Here is a 14,879-nt window from a genome sequence, read left to right as displayed (position 1 = left end):
GCCTGCGTGTACAGCGGCTTGGGAACCGGAACCGGCTTCCAGGTGGTCTTGCCCTCGAACGTGGGGGCGGTGGAACGGGCGACCTTGAGCGCTTCGGCGCGCAGCTCGTCCACCGTATAGGCGGGCTCGTGGGCCTTGTCGACCGCCTCGTACTGCGGCTGTTCCACGGATTCGGGCAGATCGAGTGCGGCCTTGGCGCGGCGTTCGCGGACCTGCTCGTCCTGGCGGTTCTCGTCCTCATTGTCGAAAAGCTTCTGCTCGGGCTGCTCCACCGGCGCGCTCACGGAGCCGCGGGCGCGGCGCACGTTCTGCTCTTCGACGGCGAGATATCGCAGACCCGCCACGCAGCCGACACCCAACAGCGTGAGAACGGTGGGTACGGCCCAGGTCACGGCGGTGAAGGGTGCCATGACGCCGGTGATCAATGCGGTGAACAACAGCATGGCGCCGGCCAGAAAGATCAAGGTCCGGTCCCACCGGATGCGCATGCCGGCCATGGGGCGGTGCGCGGCTGCCGCGGTGGACGGTTCCGTTACCGGCGTCTCCATGGTGCTCTCCCGTTCGTAGGTTGACGTCTTGGGTGCAAGACTCACTGCAGTGCGCTGGGGGCCATGGCGGGGCGCATCGAACCGAAGGTCGCGCGCGTCCACTTGAGCCAGCACGGGGGTGTCTTCACGACGCAGGATTCGAGGTGCCAGCCATACCGCGCACAATACGCACACGATGGCCAGAACGGCCGAGCTACTTACCCATGTCAATCCCACGACCCCCACCATAAAGGAGCACGGCACGAATTTTGTGCCACGCAGCACCGTGTTGCTGACGGCGATGTCTTTCGCTGCCTTATGACGCGGTGCTTTCTTCAGGATACCCTTGCCGGGCCCGTCGGGTTCGGCCCGTGCGCACGCTCATGGGTTCATCGGAGCCGGTGAAGCGGTGCACCAGCCCGCGGGGAACTTCGGGTGACGTCAACGCAAAGCTGCGGTGATCACGCCAGTGCCCGGAAATGTGCAGGAAGTCTTTGCGCAATCCTTCGTCCCGAAATCCGAGTTTCTCCACAACCCGCAATGATTTGACATTCTCCGGCCGAATATTGATTTCCATCCGGTGCAGATTCAAATGCTGGAAGCAATAATCCGTGGCCATCGCAACCGCCATGGGCGCTATCCCCCGGCCCGCCTGGGCAGCGTCCACCCAGTACCCCAGACTCGCGGACCGGAATGACCCCCCGATGATGCTGGAAACGCTCAGCTGCCCCACCAACTCGTGACGGCACGTGTCCGGGTTCAGCTCCGTGATCAACCAGGGCAGGCACGTGCCCTGTTTCGCCTGGGCGCGCATGAGCCGCACGAACTGACGGTAGGTGGGTGGATCTCCCCCCGGCAACGGGTTGCTGGCTTCCCATGGTTCCAACCACTCGCGGTTCCGATAGCGGACGGAGTCCCATTCAGCGCGGTCACGCATGGACAATGGGCGCAGCGTGAGCTGCGCCCATTGCACGCTTACCGGCCACACCACGTCAGTGCTCACGGTTGCTCGGATGTCAGTCCTGCAGATCCTTGGCGAATTCTTTGACCCATTCGCGCAGGTCCGGGCCCAGATCGCTGCGCTCACACGCCAGCACGATGTTGGCCTTGAGGTAGGACAATTTGTCGCCGGTATCAAAGCGGCGGCCCTTGAAGACCACGCCGTACATGCCGTGCGCCTGATCGCCCTCGTCGGAGATCGTCTGCATGGCGTCGGTCAGTTGGATTTCACCGCCGCGACCCGGGGCGGTGTTCTCCAGGATCTCGAAGATCTCGGGATGCAGCACGTAGCGGCCGATGATGGCCAGGTTGGACGGAGCCTCCTCCGGGGAGGGCTTTTCCACCAGGCCGTTGACCTGGACGTACTCTTCACCGTCCACCGCGGTGATGTCCGCGCATCCGTAGGCGCTGATCTGATCCTTCGGCACTTCCATGAGGGCCACGACCGACCCGCCGGTGACTTGCTGGACGTCAATCATGCGCTCCAGCAGATCTTCGCTCTCGTCAATGAGATCGTCACCGAGCAGCACGGCGAAGGGGTCATCGCCCACGTGGGTTTTGGCACGCAGCACCGCATGACCCAGGCCCTTGGGGTCCTGCTGGCGGAGATAGTGGATTTCGCCGAGGTCGGAGGCGTGCTCTACTTCTTTGAGCAGCTTGTCCTTCCCGGATTCGTTGAGGGACGCCTCGAGCGCGGGTACGCGGTCGAAGTGATCCTCCAGGGCGCGCTTGGAACGTCCCGTGATCATCAGGACATCGTCCAAGCCGGCATCGACGGCTTCCTGCACAACGTATTGAATGGCCGGTCGGTCGACCACCGGCAACATTTCCTTGGGCATGGCCTTGGTTGCGGGCAGGAAACGGGTTCCCAGACCCGCCGCGGGAATGACCGCTTTGTGGGCGCGCTTGGTTTGATTAGGGCTCATAGACTCAGGTTAACGGACGATCCTTCCGAGCAACTGATTGAGGCGAAATATGCAGGCTTTGTCATCGTGGCTTCATAAGGGGACAACCGGTTCCCACCTGTTCCCCGCCACCGACTACTGCTCGAACCGACCACGGAGGGGGTTGTGATGGGCTCCGGAGACTTGAACGGGGCCATGAAAACTGACCTGCGCCATCGCATCCTGGCCGAGCGGCGTCGTCGTTCACGCGAGGTGCGCGAGGCGGCGTCGCACGCGTTGGCCGAACACCTGATGCGGAAGTTGGCCGTAACGTCCACCGGGGACCTTGCCGCCTTCCTTCCCCTGGATACCGAACCCCCGCTGCTGGCCGCCCTCGAGGCGGCCCACCGTGGCGGCCACCGGGTGTGGGTTCCTGTGGTGAAGTCCGACCGCGCGATGCTGTGGTGCCAATGGCGGCCGGGCATCGCCCTTGCGGCAGGTTCGTTGCCCGGCTTGCGTGAACCGGTGGGGCCACGGCACGACATCGAGGTTTTCGAGACGATCCACCTCATGGTCATCCCGGCCGTTGCGGTGGGCGCCGACGGCGTTCGGCTGGGTTTCGGGGGCGGCTACTACGACCGCTTCTTGGAACGTCTCGCAGCCGCGCAGCCATTACCGGAAATGCTCGCGTGCGTGTTCCACGACGAGATCCTGGATCCGGGCAGCATCCCGCACGAGTCCCACGACGCCGTGATGACCCAGGCACTGACCGAACGCGGCATAGTAGCCCTTGGGGGCATCGAAGATCACACCCCCGCCCCGACCCGGGCGGAGTAGAATTGGCACTCGGTCCACACCAGTGCCAACCCGTAGTGAGGAATTCCGTGCCCGTTTACGCCTACGGCTGCAAAGATTGCGGCCATGCCTTCGACATCCGTCAGTCCTTCTCGGATGACGCCCTGACCGAGTGCCCCGAATGTGGCGGTCAGCTGCGTAAGAAGTTCAACACCGTGGGCGTGGTGTTCAAGGGCTCCGGTTTCTACCGCAACGATTCTCGTTCGGACGCCAAGTCCTCCGCTACGTCCGGATCGGAGTCGTCAGCATCCAGCTCGGTCCCTGCGGAGTCATCCTCATCCGGTTCGACTGAGAAAGCCGTGTCCTCAGCTTCCCCTTCAGCCAAATGACAAGGTGCCTACTACCGCGGAAAGGCGCGTTCTTTCGAGAACCACCAGAGCGCCCCGCCGACCACAAAAAGCGGGAGTCCGACCAGCCACAGGGGCCCAAGAAAGGCTGCCATGAGTGCGGCACCTTCATCGGAGCCACTACCCAGATGCGGTGAAAGCCACCCGTTCCAGGCGATGGCCAGACCCGAAGCCAAGAGCAGCAAACGTTCCAAGGTGCCGCGTCACTAGAAACACCTCGACATGTCATTTGCATCCCACTCCAGGACGAAACGGCACACTTGGGCTAGACGTGTCATGCCTTCAGTACTGTTATTTCTCCCTCCACAGACCCCGCGCTTCGGGTGCTCCGATCCACGATGTCCCCAGCGTGCAGCCTGCCAACAATGGCGATCTGGAATTGCTCGTATTGTTCGGGCATGAGTCCACGAGCCCGCGCCCGCTATCCGCTGAGTCTGCGTTTTCGCACGGCGGTGAACCGCCGCCACCGATTGGTTGCCGCCGCACTGTGTGCCGTGGCGCTCACCCTGCTGATCCTGCGCTTCGCTCCCCCGAGCGCGCAGTCTTCTCCCGTGCTCACCGTCGTGAATCCGATCCCGGCCGGGCAGGCATTAACCAGTTCGGATCTGAACGTTCGGGATGTCCCAACCGATTGGGTTCCGGACGGCGCTCTCACGGATCCCGCGCTCGTGACGGGTCAGCCGGCCACCGTGGCCCTGGTCCCCGGGCAGTTCCTGACGGAATCCGCGGTCCTCGGTCCCGGATTGCTCGAGGGTCAGGCGGACGGAACCACGGCCGCCAGTATTCGCGTGAGTGATCCCGCGGTCCTGCGGCACATCCGTCCCGGGGACAGCGTGGACGTGGTTCACCAGCCGGACAGCGCCGAACACGACACGCTGAAGACCGTGGCCGAATCCGTCACCGTTTTGTGGAGTGCACCCGCGGATGCGGCCCAGGACTCGTCACCGTTGTCGGCCTCGGGAACCGACACCGATCTCGGACTGGTGGTCCTGGCTGCGCCCCGAGACATTGCATCCGGCCTGGCTGCCCTGGATGGTTCCGGACGGACGTCGTTGGTGCTGGTCGCCGATTAGTTCGGGGTCTGCCCAATGAATTGCCGGGCCGGTGCGTTGAGCTCTCAGCCCCAGTGCGGTGGCCGCTGTTCCTTCAACCATTGCTCGTGGTCGCGGTCGGACTGTGCTTCCGTAGCACCGGACTCTGCTCGATCCGGATCACCCGGTCCGGCGGACAGCGCGGGATCATTGACCGCCAGGTTCGGGTCCGGCACACGCCCACCGGTGGCCCGCCGCTGACCCCTGCGCCGCGTGCGCGGTTCCGGGGTCTGCTCGGACGCTGCGTTATGTGCCGTCGGCTCGTTACTCATGGCTGTTCTCAGTGTTTTTCGGCGTCATCCGGGTGTTCAGCCCCAGGTAGCGCTGCACCAGCGAAGCCACGGTCTGCGGGTCCGTGAAGACCTCCACGGACCACAGGCTCACATAATTCCAGCCAGCCCGTTCGAGTTGCTGCGGGATCAGCCGGGAGCGTTCCCGCACGCTCAGTTCTCGGCTGCGGTCCGATCCGTCGGATTCCATGGCCACGGGAATACGAGGAGGCTGGCTGCCCTGGGCCGGTTGCACCACGGCACCGGCGGACAGGGACTCGGCGTCAGCGTAGGCCACCACATCAATGATGTCCGCGTAGCCCGTGTGTACCGTGGCACCGGCCCGGCTCAACCGGTGGGCGAGGTCCGCGACCAGGGCATCCGCGGCGTCGCCGGTGTTCGTGACGGGCGCTTGAGCCTTCTCGGAAACGGTGGACTCGCCGAACAGCAGCTCAAGCATGCGGTACATGTCTCGCGCACCGTACTGAAGGCGGCGTTCCTCGGTGTCCTTGGGGTGGATGGACGTGACGATATGCGTATGCCTGCGCGCCCGGGTCATACCGCGAACAAAGGCCTGCCGGCCGTTCTTCTCGGACAGCGCGCCCAGATTGGCAGTGGAGCGCCCTGAGGTGGTCCGGCCGAAGCCCAGCGAAAAAATCACGGTGTCTCGTTCGATCCCCGCGGCGCGATGGAGTTCGACCACGCGGAACGATTCCCGACCCGGCGCGAAGAAATCCGCCGTCTCACCGTTCTCACGCAGCCGCCGCTGCACGGCCTGGGCCACCCGCGTCGCATGCATCGCGCTGGCCGTCACCACGGCCAGGGACCGCCCGGGGTGGCGCAATGCGTGGGCAAAAACCAGATCCACCGTGCGCGCAACCTCCGCCGACGGCGCCTGCACCCCTTCCGTACCGGCGGTCAGCACACCCACGCCGTCCGCAACGTACTCCGCGGACATTCCCGTGGTCGGGCTGACCAGCTCGGCCGCGTGCGGGAGGCGAGACAGCGCGCCGTCGTAGAACGCGGAGTTCAGGTAGTTGAACAAGCGCGGGTCCATGGCGCGGCGCACCGACGTCAAACCGCGCTGATCAAGCACCCGGCTCAAAGCCTCGAAGGCGGACTCCAGTTCGGCCACCGGTTGCGGGTCGTCGCCGGAATTCTGCTGCGGCGCCACGGTGAAGGGGTGGGGATTACCGGCGTGCGGGTCCCCGAACGCGATCACCTGATCCGCGCGCACCAGGGCGGGCAGAGTAGCCGCCAGCGGCGTGGACTCGGCATCCAGAATAACCACGGTGTCGATGTGCTGATCCTCGGCCAGGGTGGCCGAGAGCACGAGCGGGCTGGCGGTCCACACGGGGACCAGCTGTTTGACGAGCTCTTCCGCCGCGCTCAAGTGCGCCGGGCGTATCCGACCCGAACGCAACATGTCTCGGAGATTGCGGGCGGCCACGGGCCCGCGCCTGATGCTGTGCTTCCAGCGGGTTGCGAGTTCGTGGGTCAACCGGGCGGGTGCAGAGGCAACATGGGCGGAATCCGCTCGCCGAAAGGTGGACTCGGCGCGGCGCAGTTCATGACCGTGGGGCATGGCCACGAAGTCATCGCCGCTGATCATTGCCTCGAGGACGGACTGCCACCAGGCCAGCTCCAACTCACCACACACCTCGTGGGCGGGAACTCGCCGGTCCTGCATGTCCTGCAGGAACTCACCCAACCCGCGCGAACGCAGGTCGTCCAGGAGCATGGTCCGCTCCGGCAGGGTGGCCAGGTGAGCCTCGTCATTGATGAGTTCGTCCAGCGTGGTTTCCAGCTGCTCCACGTCCGCGGATTCCAGTGTGGCCGCGGTGGCCGAGCCCTCCAGGGCAATCGAGAGACCTTCGAGGTCTTCGGTGAACCGACGTTGGATGTCACGGACCTCGCGTGCCCGCTCGGACACCGCCGGTTGCTCCAGGGAGGTGGCCCAGGTGCGCCAGCGGTCCCGTTCGGACTGCACCTTGACCAGCGCGGCGTGCAGGTCCGAGATGTGCACGCCCGGGCGCATGTACTCCTTGGCGGCCTTTCGCAGCCGCGAGCGCTGCAGGCCGGTCATTTCGATCCCGTGATCCCGGCGCCACCCCGCGGAAGCGGTCGCGGCAATCAGGTCGGTCACGGGACGGTCGTAAATGTCCGGGGTGAAATGCTTGAGTGAATCGCCCACCTCGATCACCAGGGACAGCTGTTGGGCCCACTCCTGGATGGTGGCGGCCGGTCGCAGCCCGGAGACGCCCAGCACACTGCGGACCCCGGTCTTCAGGGTGGTCAACTCGAGCAACAGCGATTTGGCCAGCTGATGGGCCTCATGGGCCTCGTCGTCGTTGACGAGCCGGGCGCCATTCCATGGACCCGCCAGGGTCTCGGCGTCAAAGGCACCCAGTCGGGCGGCGCGCTCCAACTGCTTCTCCACCTCGGAGCGGTGGGACACGGCGTCGAGCACCGAGCGGCGGAAGCGCACGGGCGTCTGCGGGCCGGGGTCGCGTGCGGTCAGCTCCGCCAGGGCCTGCATGGCCTGATAGGGCGAGGCCTGCCAGCGCGGACGCACCGCGTGCAGGGATTCCTCGTGGCCGCGCAGTTGATTGCGCGTCAACGTGAGGGCGTCGTGAAGCTGGTCGAGGTCCGGCTCCTCAGCGCTTTCGTTGCGGGCGATGGCGCGCACGAGGCGCTCCGCGACGTCGTCGTCGCTTAGATGCGACCCCAACGGCAGGACCAGAGAATCCAGGCCCAGACGATTCCAGGAGCGAGTGAAAGCGGCAAGTGTGGTGCGGGATTCGCCCAGCACCAGGACACTTTTGTTGCGGTACACGAGCGAACCCACGGTGGCCACCACCGTGTCGATCGCGGGGGTGCCCACGGGCGTGCCCACCACAAAGCTTTCGCCCTGTTCGGCGAGGTCCACGACCTCCTGCTGGCTTTCGTCCAGATCGGCCAGCGCCAGTTCCTGGGCGGGGTCGCGGTGGTCCAAGGGCTCGGCACGGTTCTCGAGCGCGGCAACCACCGGGAGCTTGCCCACCTCGCTGTTCTTCAGGCGCGCAAGATCTCGCACGAATGCGGTACGAGCGGCAACCTTCTCGTCCGCGGGGCGTTCATGCAGGTCCGCGAAGGTGGACACGAGCAACTGATGATCCACGTGCATGCCGGGAACGTGCGCGGCCAGTTGCCTCAGTGTTTCCAACACGGGTGCCGGATCCAGGCGACGGGTCCCGTAGGCCAGCCGGGACATCTCCCCGGTGGCAAGCTCCACGCCGTAATCCTCGCGCAGCCTCCGCACCAGTGCGGGATTCAACCGCGCCGGTGCCACAATCTGGAGCTCGAAGTCCTTACCGTCCTGGCGCAGCTTCACGGTCACCGGCGCCAACAGCACGGGCGCAATGAAACGCCGCTGCCCGTCCACCGCGGGGTTGGTCAACCACGACGCCGTTCCGGCCGCCAAATACGCCGCGTCCAGTCCGTGCATGACCGAGAGTTCGTGGATCTTGGTGCGCAGGGCACGTGCCGAACGCGCCGCGCGTTCGTAGGCGGGGTCCTGATGACGGATCATCGTGGACAGCCTGGTGGGGCGGCCCATCAACAATTGCGCCTGACCCGAGGAATTGGCTTCCGCGAGGTCGATGCACACGTTGTCCACGCGATTGAACTCCAGCAGCGTGTCCGGACCGGTATAGGCATCCATTTGCTGGGTCCATGCACGCAAGGACACCCTGGAATCCGTCCCGGTCCGGGGGGTGTTCTCGGGGCGTTCTGGGGGCGCGTCTGCAGACATGAGTCTCCTACTCACGAGTGCGCCGACCGCTCCGCCCGCTTCGGGGTGGCGCGGCCGACGCACCGGCACTGATGTTCGTTCACAACGAGTGTGGGATTACTCCCACTCGATGGTTCCCGGCGGCTTGGACGTGACGTCCAGGACCACTCGGTTGATTTCTTCGACCTCATTGGTGATGCGGTTGGAAATCTTGGCCAACAATTCCGAGGGCAGGCGTGACCAGTCCGCGGTCATGGCGTCCTCGCTGCTGACGGGGCGCAACACAATGGGGTGACCGTAGGTGCGGCCGTCACCCTGCACGCCCACGGACCGGACGTCCGCGAGCAGCACCACGGGCATCTGCCACACGTCGTCGTCCAGGCCTGCGCGGGTGAGTTCCTCGCGAGCAATCGCGTCCGCGCGGCGCAGGATGTCCAGGCGCTCCTCGGTGACCTCACCGATGATGCGGATTCCCAGGCCGGGTCCGGGGAACGGCTGCCGTCCCACGATGTTCTCCGGCAGGCCCAGCTCGCGGCCCACCGCACGAACCTCGTCCTTGAACAGGCCGCGCAACGGTTCGACCAGGTCGAATTGCAGGTCCTCCGGCAACCCACCCACGTTGTGGTGGCTCTTGATGTTGGCCGCGCCCTCACCGCCGCCCGATTCCACGACGTCCGGGTAGAGGGTGCCCTGCACCAAGAAGCCCACGGGCTTACCGTCAGCGGCCTCGGCGCGCAGGACCTGTTCCTCCGCGGCCTCGAACGCGCGGATGAACTCGCGACCAATGATCTTGCGCTTGGTTTCCGGGTCGCTCACGCCCTTGAGCGCGGACAGGAAACGCTCCGACTCGCGGGCCACGTGCAGTTTCACACCGGTGGCGGCCACGAAATCCTTCTCGACCTGTTCGACCTCGTCCTGACGCATGAGGCCGTGGTCGACCAGCACACAGGTCAGACGATCGCCGATGGCGCGCTGCACCAGGGCGGCGGCCACGGCGGAGTCCACGCCTCCGGAGAGGCCGCACAACGCCTTGCCGTCCCCCACCTGGGCGCGGATCAATTCGATCTGCTCCTCGATGATGTTCCCGGTGGACCACGAAGGAGCGATCTGGGCGCCGTTGAACAGGAAATTCTCGAGTACCTGCTGCCCGTACGCGGAGTGGTTGACCTCGGGGTGCCATTGCACACCGTAGAGCTTGCGTTCGGGGTTCTCGAAGGCGGCCACGGGGGCGCCGTCGCTGGAGGCCAGGGTGGTGAAGCCCTCGGGTGCGCCGGTCACGGAGTCACCGTGGCTCATCCACACGGTCTGCACCTCCGGGGAGCCCTCCAACAGGGTTCCCGTCATGTCCTGGGACGCGGTGGCCATGGTGGCACCGTATTCACGGGCACCCGTGCGCTCCACCGAGCCGCCCAGGGCGCTGGCCATGACCTGGTAGCCGTAGCAGATACCCAGCACGGGCACGCCGGCCTCGAACAACTCGGCATCACGCTGCGGGGCGCCGGGGGCGTACACGGACGATGGTCCGCCCGACAGAATGATGGCGGCGGGGTTGCGCTGCAGGATTTTTTCCGTGGACCAGGTGTGCGGAACGATTTCCGAGTAGACGTTCGCTTCGCGGACCCTGCGGGCGATCAGCTGCGCGTACTGCGCTCCGTAATCGACCACAAGAACCGGGCGGTCCTCGAGTTCGGTGAGGTTGTCAGGGGTTTCAGTCACGGCCCCAAGTCTAGAACACCCGGGACCGCTTTATCCCACGCTCAGTATCGCTTGGCGGCCTTGGGGTTCGCGGCCAGCTCCACCTCGGTGGAACGGTGGATCTTGCGCTCCACAATGAAGGACAGGAACGGCACCACACCGCCCAGCGCCATGACGATCAGCTGCGGGAACGGCCACCGCATGAGCGACCAGATCCGGAAACAGGCGGCCAAGTACACCACGTAGAACCAGCCGTGAATGATGAGGATCCAGGTGGAGATGTTCACTCCCCCGGCCAGGTTCTCCAACTCCAGGTTCTGCCAGCCCAGGGCCACAGGTTCCCCGGTGATTTTGTCGGTGCCCCCGGCAATCAAGTCGTAACCGAGACCGTAGCGGGTGATCATCTCGGCCACGAGCAACAACAGGAACGTGCCGGAGACCCACGCGCAGATCTTGTAGAACGTCAGGGCGCCCCGAATCTGGGCTTCGGTTCCACCGAAGCGACGCCGCGGCTGCAGCGCCGCAGCCCGGGCCTTTACATTGTCGGGGACCGTGGCGCGCTCCGGGGTGGCGTCCGCGGGAGTGCTCACGCGCACGCCGTCCGTGCGACGAACCGGCTTGGGGTTGTGCTGGGGATCAGGGGTGGGTTCGCTCATGGGAGGCTCCGTGCTCGGGGTGGGTTCGGTTCTCGGCCGCCGGCACCGCATCGGACGTGGTGCGCGCTGCCGGTTGGTCGTCAAAGTAGTAGTAGCACTGGTCGCGCTCATCCCAGTAGTAGAAGGACTGTTCTTCCTCGTCCCAGAAGTAGTCGCCCTCCAGGTAGAAGTACTTCTGGGGGTCCTGTCGGCGCAGGTACTCGTCGCGGACGAACCGCCACCACAGGAACACGGCGAAGCCCGCGAACACGATCCATTCGAGCGCGTAGAACAGGTTGAGCATGTTCAAGGAGGTGTCCGTGGGTTGCTGATCGATGTCCAGATCGAACAGCTCGTCGCTCAGCACGGAGGCTTCTGGGGCCAGGGTTCCCTGTTGGGTGACCGGCATTTCGTCAGCCGCGGGGACCTCGGCGGCCGCCGCGACGTAGCCGGAGTACAGCGGCGCGTCCCACACGTTGGTCAGTTGCGCCGGCGACAGGGAGGGTAGCTGCCCCTCCGGGAGGTCCTCATTTATCAGGGGTGACTCGGGCGGCAGGAGACGGCCCGCCACGGTCACGGGTTCCGACGGCGCCGCGGGCACCTGATCGCTCGAGTCGATCCAACCGCGCGCCACGGGCACGGACATCGGGCCGTCAGCGGTGTCCCACAGTCCCGCAGAATCCTGCACCACCAATTCCGAGACCACCCAGTAGCCGTCCACGCCATCGTGCAGTCGACCCGGTATCACCACGGTGGACCCGGGATCGTAGGTTCCGGAGATCTCCACGGTGTGATCGGCAGCGGCGGAGGTGACCACCTCGCCGGGCTTGATCACTTCGGTCAGCGGTTTCACTGTGTCCTTGTCCGGATCGGCCACCACGGCGGCCTGATCCGAACTGCTCAACTGCCACATGCTCAACACCACGAACAGCGCCGCAATGATCAAGCTCACCGTCAGAAAGGCGAGCGACCGGGGGCTGAGAGCGATCTTGAGCACCACATAAGAGTAGTGGGCCGCCCTGTGCGTTTCCCAAATCCCGTCAGGGGATCGGTCCATGCTCAGAGCGGCCCAACACTGGTTGGTGCGTGTGACTAGTCGCGGATCACGACCTCCGCGCGCTGGAACTCCTTGAGGTCCGAGTAACCGGTTGTGGCCATGGCCCGACGCAGCGCCCCAACAATGTTCGAAGACCCATCCACGTGACGCGCCGGACCGTTCAAGACCTCTTCCAGGGACCCCACCGTGCCCACGCGCGTGCGCTCACCGCGCGGCGAATGTTGGTGGTGGGACTCTGCTCCCCACAGCCAACCCTGCCCCGGAGCTTGCTCGGCGCGGGCCAGCACGGTTCCGAGCATCACGGCGTCCGCGCCCATCGCGATCGCCTTAACGATGTCACCCGAGGTCCCCAGGCCGCCGTCGGCGATCACGTGGACGTAACGGCCACCGGACTCGTCCAGGTAGTCGCGCCGCGCCGCGGCGACGTCGGAAATGGCCGTGGCCATCGCGGCGTGGATGCCCAGGATGGACTCGGTGCGCAGCGACGCGCCCCCGCCGAAGCCCACGAGGACACCTGCGGCACCGGTGCGCATGAGGTGCAGTGCGGGGGTGTAACCCGCTGCGCCGCCCACGATCACCGGCACGTCCAGGTCGTAAATGAATTTCTTCAGGTCCAGGGGCTCCTGGTTCTGCGAGACATGCTCGGCGGATACCGTGGTGCCCCGGATGACGAACAGGTCGACACCCGCTTCCAGCACGGTCTTGTAGTGCTCCACCACGCGCTGAGGTGACAGCGAACCCGACACGATCACGCCGGCATCTCGGATCTCCGCCAAACGAGTCTTGATCAGCTCGGGCTGAATGGGCGCGCTGTAGAGCTCCTGCATGCGGCGCGTGGCCTCGGGGACGTTCTCCACCGAGAGGTCCGCGATCTCATCGAGTACCGGTTGCGGGTCCTCGTAACGGGTCCACAGGCCTTCGAGGTCCAACACGCCCAGACCGCCGGACCGGCCCAGGGCAATGGCCGTTTCCGGTGACATCACCGAATCCATGGGGGCGCCCACCACGGGAATGTCGAACTTGTAGGCGTCGATCTGCCAGTGGGTGCTCACGTCCTGCGGATCGCGGGTACGCCGGGACGGGACGAGTGCAATCTCGTCGAGGTTGAACGTGCGGCGGGCCCGCTTGGATCGGCCCAGCTCAATGTCGTAGCTCACGGATAGTCCTTTCCCCGCACATCACGCGCGAGTAGCGGGAGGGGCGAATCAGCGCTTGTAGTTGGGCGATTCCACGGTCATGGTGATGTCGTGCGGGTGCGATTCCTTGAGGCCCGCCGGGGTGATTCGCACGAACCGCCCCTTCATCTTCAGCTCCGCCACATCGTGGGCTCCCACGTAGAACATGGTCTGGCGCAGGCCACCGTCCAGTTGATGCAGCACGGAAGCCAGCGGGCCGCGGTAGGGCACCTGACCCTCGATGCCCTCGGGGATCAGCTTCTCGTCGTCGGAGACGTCCGCCTGGAAGTAACGGTCCTTGGAGTAGGAGGTCTTCTTACCGCGGGACTGCATGGCACCCAGGGAACCCATGCCGCGGTAGGCCTTGAACTGCTTGCCCCCCACGAACACGAGTTCTCCCGGGGACTCGTCGCAACCGGCCAACAACGACCCGAGCATCACGGAATCCGCACCGGCAACCATGGCCTTGCCGATGTCACCGGAGAACTGCAAACCACCGTCCGCAATCATCGGGACCCCGGCGGGGATCGTGGCCTTGGCGGCCTCATTGATCGCGGTGATCTGGGGCACACCCACACCGGCAATCACGCGGGTGGTGCAGATGGAACCCGGCCCCACACCCACCTTCACGGCGTCCGCCCCGGCATCCACGATGGCTTGGGCGCCCGCACGAGTGGCGGCCTGTCCTCCGATGATGTCCACGTGGGATGCGGCGGACTCATGCTTGAGTCGCGAAATCATGTCCAGCACACCCTGCGAGTGACCGTTGGCGGTGTCGATGAACAGCGCATCCACCCCGGCCTCGACCAGGGTCATGGCACGTTCGAAGCCGTCACCGAAGAAGCCGACGGCGGCGCCCACACGGAGCCGACCCTCATCGTCCTTGGTGGCCAGCGGGTACTGCTCGGCCTTGGTGAAGTCCTTGACGGTGATCAGGCCGGTGAGGCGTTCCTGTTCGTCCACCAGGGGCAGCTTCTCGATTTTATGCGTGGCCAGCAGCTTGTGAGCTTCGTCCTTGCTCATGCCCACGTTGCCGGTCACGAGCGGCATGGGGGTCATGACATCGCGCACCAGCCGGGTGTGGAAATCGGATTCCGGCAGGTAGCGGGTGTCACGATTGGTGATGATGCCCAGCAGTTTCTGGTTCTCGTCCACCACGGGCAGGCCGGAGACCTTGTAGTAGCCACACAGGTGGTCCAACTCGGCGAGGGTCGCGTCCGGGCCCACGGTCACCGGTTTGGTGATCATGCCGGATTCACTGCGCTTCACGCGATCCACATGATCGGCCTGGTCCTGGATGGAGAGATTGCGGTGAATTACACCCATGCCACCCAACCGGGCCATGGAAATGGCCATGGCGGATTCGGTGACGGTATCCATGGCCGCGGACAGTACGGGCGCCTCGATCTCGATCCGGCGTGAGAGCCGGGTCTTGGTCGATGCTTCGGAAGGAATCACATCAGTGTTGCCGGGCAACAACAAAACGTCATCGTAGGTCAGTCCGGTCAAGCCGAACGGGTCATCCATCAGTGCGGTAGGCACGGCATCGGTCACGAAAGCTCCCTTTCACCAA

General features: G+C 65.2%; 13 protein-coding genes. 3 read left to right on the top strand and 10 right to left on the bottom strand.

Annotation, left to right across the window (positions count from 1 at the left end; translation table 11 throughout):
* The 3 genes from Q4E95_RS05025 to galU form a co-directional block, all read right to left on the bottom strand.
* A partial coding sequence (locus Q4E95_RS05025) for a hypothetical protein (protein ID WP_303382267.1) occupies positions 1-764 on the bottom strand: 764 nt, incomplete at its 3' end.
* A gap of 79 nt (positions 765-843) precedes the next feature.
* A complete protein-coding gene (locus tag Q4E95_RS05020) occupies positions 844-1,530 on the bottom strand; it encodes a GNAT family N-acetyltransferase (RefSeq protein ID WP_303382266.1) in 687 nt (228 codons plus the stop codon).
* 13 nt (positions 1,531-1,543) lie between these two features.
* Positions 1,544-2,452, bottom strand: coding sequence for a UTP--glucose-1-phosphate uridylyltransferase GalU (gene galU, locus Q4E95_RS05015; protein ID WP_303382265.1), 909 nt, complete (start codon positions 2,450-2,452; stop codon positions 1,544-1,546).
* Positions 2,453-2,626: 174 nt separating this feature from the next.
* On the opposite strand from galU, the gene Q4E95_RS05010 reads away from it, so the two are divergent.
* The 3 genes from Q4E95_RS05010 to Q4E95_RS05000 all read left to right on the top strand — a co-directional run bounded on the left by Q4E95_RS05010 (position 2,627) and on the right by Q4E95_RS05000 (position 4,685).
* Positions 2,627-3,247 carry a 5-formyltetrahydrofolate cyclo-ligase gene (locus Q4E95_RS05010; RefSeq protein WP_303382264.1) on the top strand — a complete coding sequence of 207 codons (621 nt, stop codon included), beginning with the start codon at positions 2,627-2,629 and terminating at the stop codon, positions 3,245-3,247.
* Between the two features lie 47 nt (positions 3,248-3,294).
* Positions 3,295-3,594 (top strand): FmdB family zinc ribbon protein, encoded by a 300-nt coding sequence (locus Q4E95_RS05005; protein WP_303382263.1) that lies wholly within the window; start codon positions 3,295-3,297, stop codon positions 3,592-3,594.
* A 416-nt stretch (positions 3,595-4,010) separates the two neighbouring features.
* On the top strand, positions 4,011-4,685 hold the full coding sequence (locus tag Q4E95_RS05000; protein ID WP_303382262.1) for an RcpC/CpaB family pilus assembly protein: 675 nt from the start codon (positions 4,011-4,013) through the stop codon (positions 4,683-4,685).
* Between the two features lie 44 nt (positions 4,686-4,729).
* On the opposite strand, the gene Q4E95_RS04995 is transcribed toward Q4E95_RS05000, so the two are convergent.
* The 7 genes from Q4E95_RS04995 to guaB form a co-directional block, all read right to left on the bottom strand.
* Positions 4,730-4,975, bottom strand: a complete 246-nt coding sequence (locus tag Q4E95_RS04995; RefSeq protein ID WP_303382261.1) for a hypothetical protein — start codon at positions 4,973-4,975, stop codon at positions 4,730-4,732.
* Positions 4,968-8,765: a DUF4011 domain-containing protein gene (locus tag Q4E95_RS04990; protein ID WP_303382260.1), complete on the bottom strand. Its 3,798-nt coding sequence runs from the start codon at positions 8,763-8,765 to the stop codon at positions 4,968-4,970. The genes Q4E95_RS04995 and Q4E95_RS04990 overlap by 8 nt, the downstream gene beginning before the upstream one ends.
* A gap of 96 nt (positions 8,766-8,861) precedes the next feature.
* Positions 8,862-10,460: a glutamine-hydrolyzing GMP synthase gene (gene guaA / locus Q4E95_RS04985; protein ID WP_303382259.1), complete on the bottom strand. Its 1,599-nt coding sequence runs from the start codon at positions 10,458-10,460 to the stop codon at positions 8,862-8,864.
* A gap of 41 nt (positions 10,461-10,501) precedes the next feature.
* Positions 10,502-11,095 carry a DUF3817 domain-containing protein gene (locus Q4E95_RS04980; protein ID WP_303382258.1) on the bottom strand — a complete coding sequence of 198 codons (594 nt, stop codon included), beginning with the start codon at positions 11,093-11,095 and terminating at the stop codon, positions 10,502-10,504.
* Entirely contained in the window at positions 11,076-12,131 is a 1,056-nt protein-coding gene (locus Q4E95_RS04975) for an SURF1 family protein (RefSeq protein ID WP_303382257.1), read from the bottom strand. Before Q4E95_RS04975 ends, Q4E95_RS04980 begins: the two co-directional genes overlap by 20 nt.
* 35 nt (positions 12,132-12,166) lie before the next feature.
* Positions 12,167-13,288, bottom strand: coding sequence for a GuaB3 family IMP dehydrogenase-related protein (locus Q4E95_RS04970; protein WP_303382256.1), 1,122 nt, complete (start codon positions 13,286-13,288; stop codon positions 12,167-12,169).
* Positions 13,289-13,336: 48 nt separating this feature from the next.
* On the bottom strand, positions 13,337-14,833 hold the full coding sequence (gene guaB, locus Q4E95_RS04965) for an IMP dehydrogenase (RefSeq protein WP_303382269.1): 1,497 nt from the start codon (positions 14,831-14,833) through the stop codon (positions 13,337-13,339).
* Positions 14,834-14,879 lie beyond the last annotated feature (46 nt).

The sequence above is a fragment of the Kocuria sp. genome, from assembly GCF_030536815.1.
Classification (GTDB): domain Bacteria; phylum Actinomycetota; class Actinomycetes; order Actinomycetales; family Micrococcaceae; genus Kocuria; species Kocuria gwangalliensis.
Note: the sequence above shows the minus strand (reverse complement) of the source record. Positions and strands in the feature narration are given on the sequence as shown.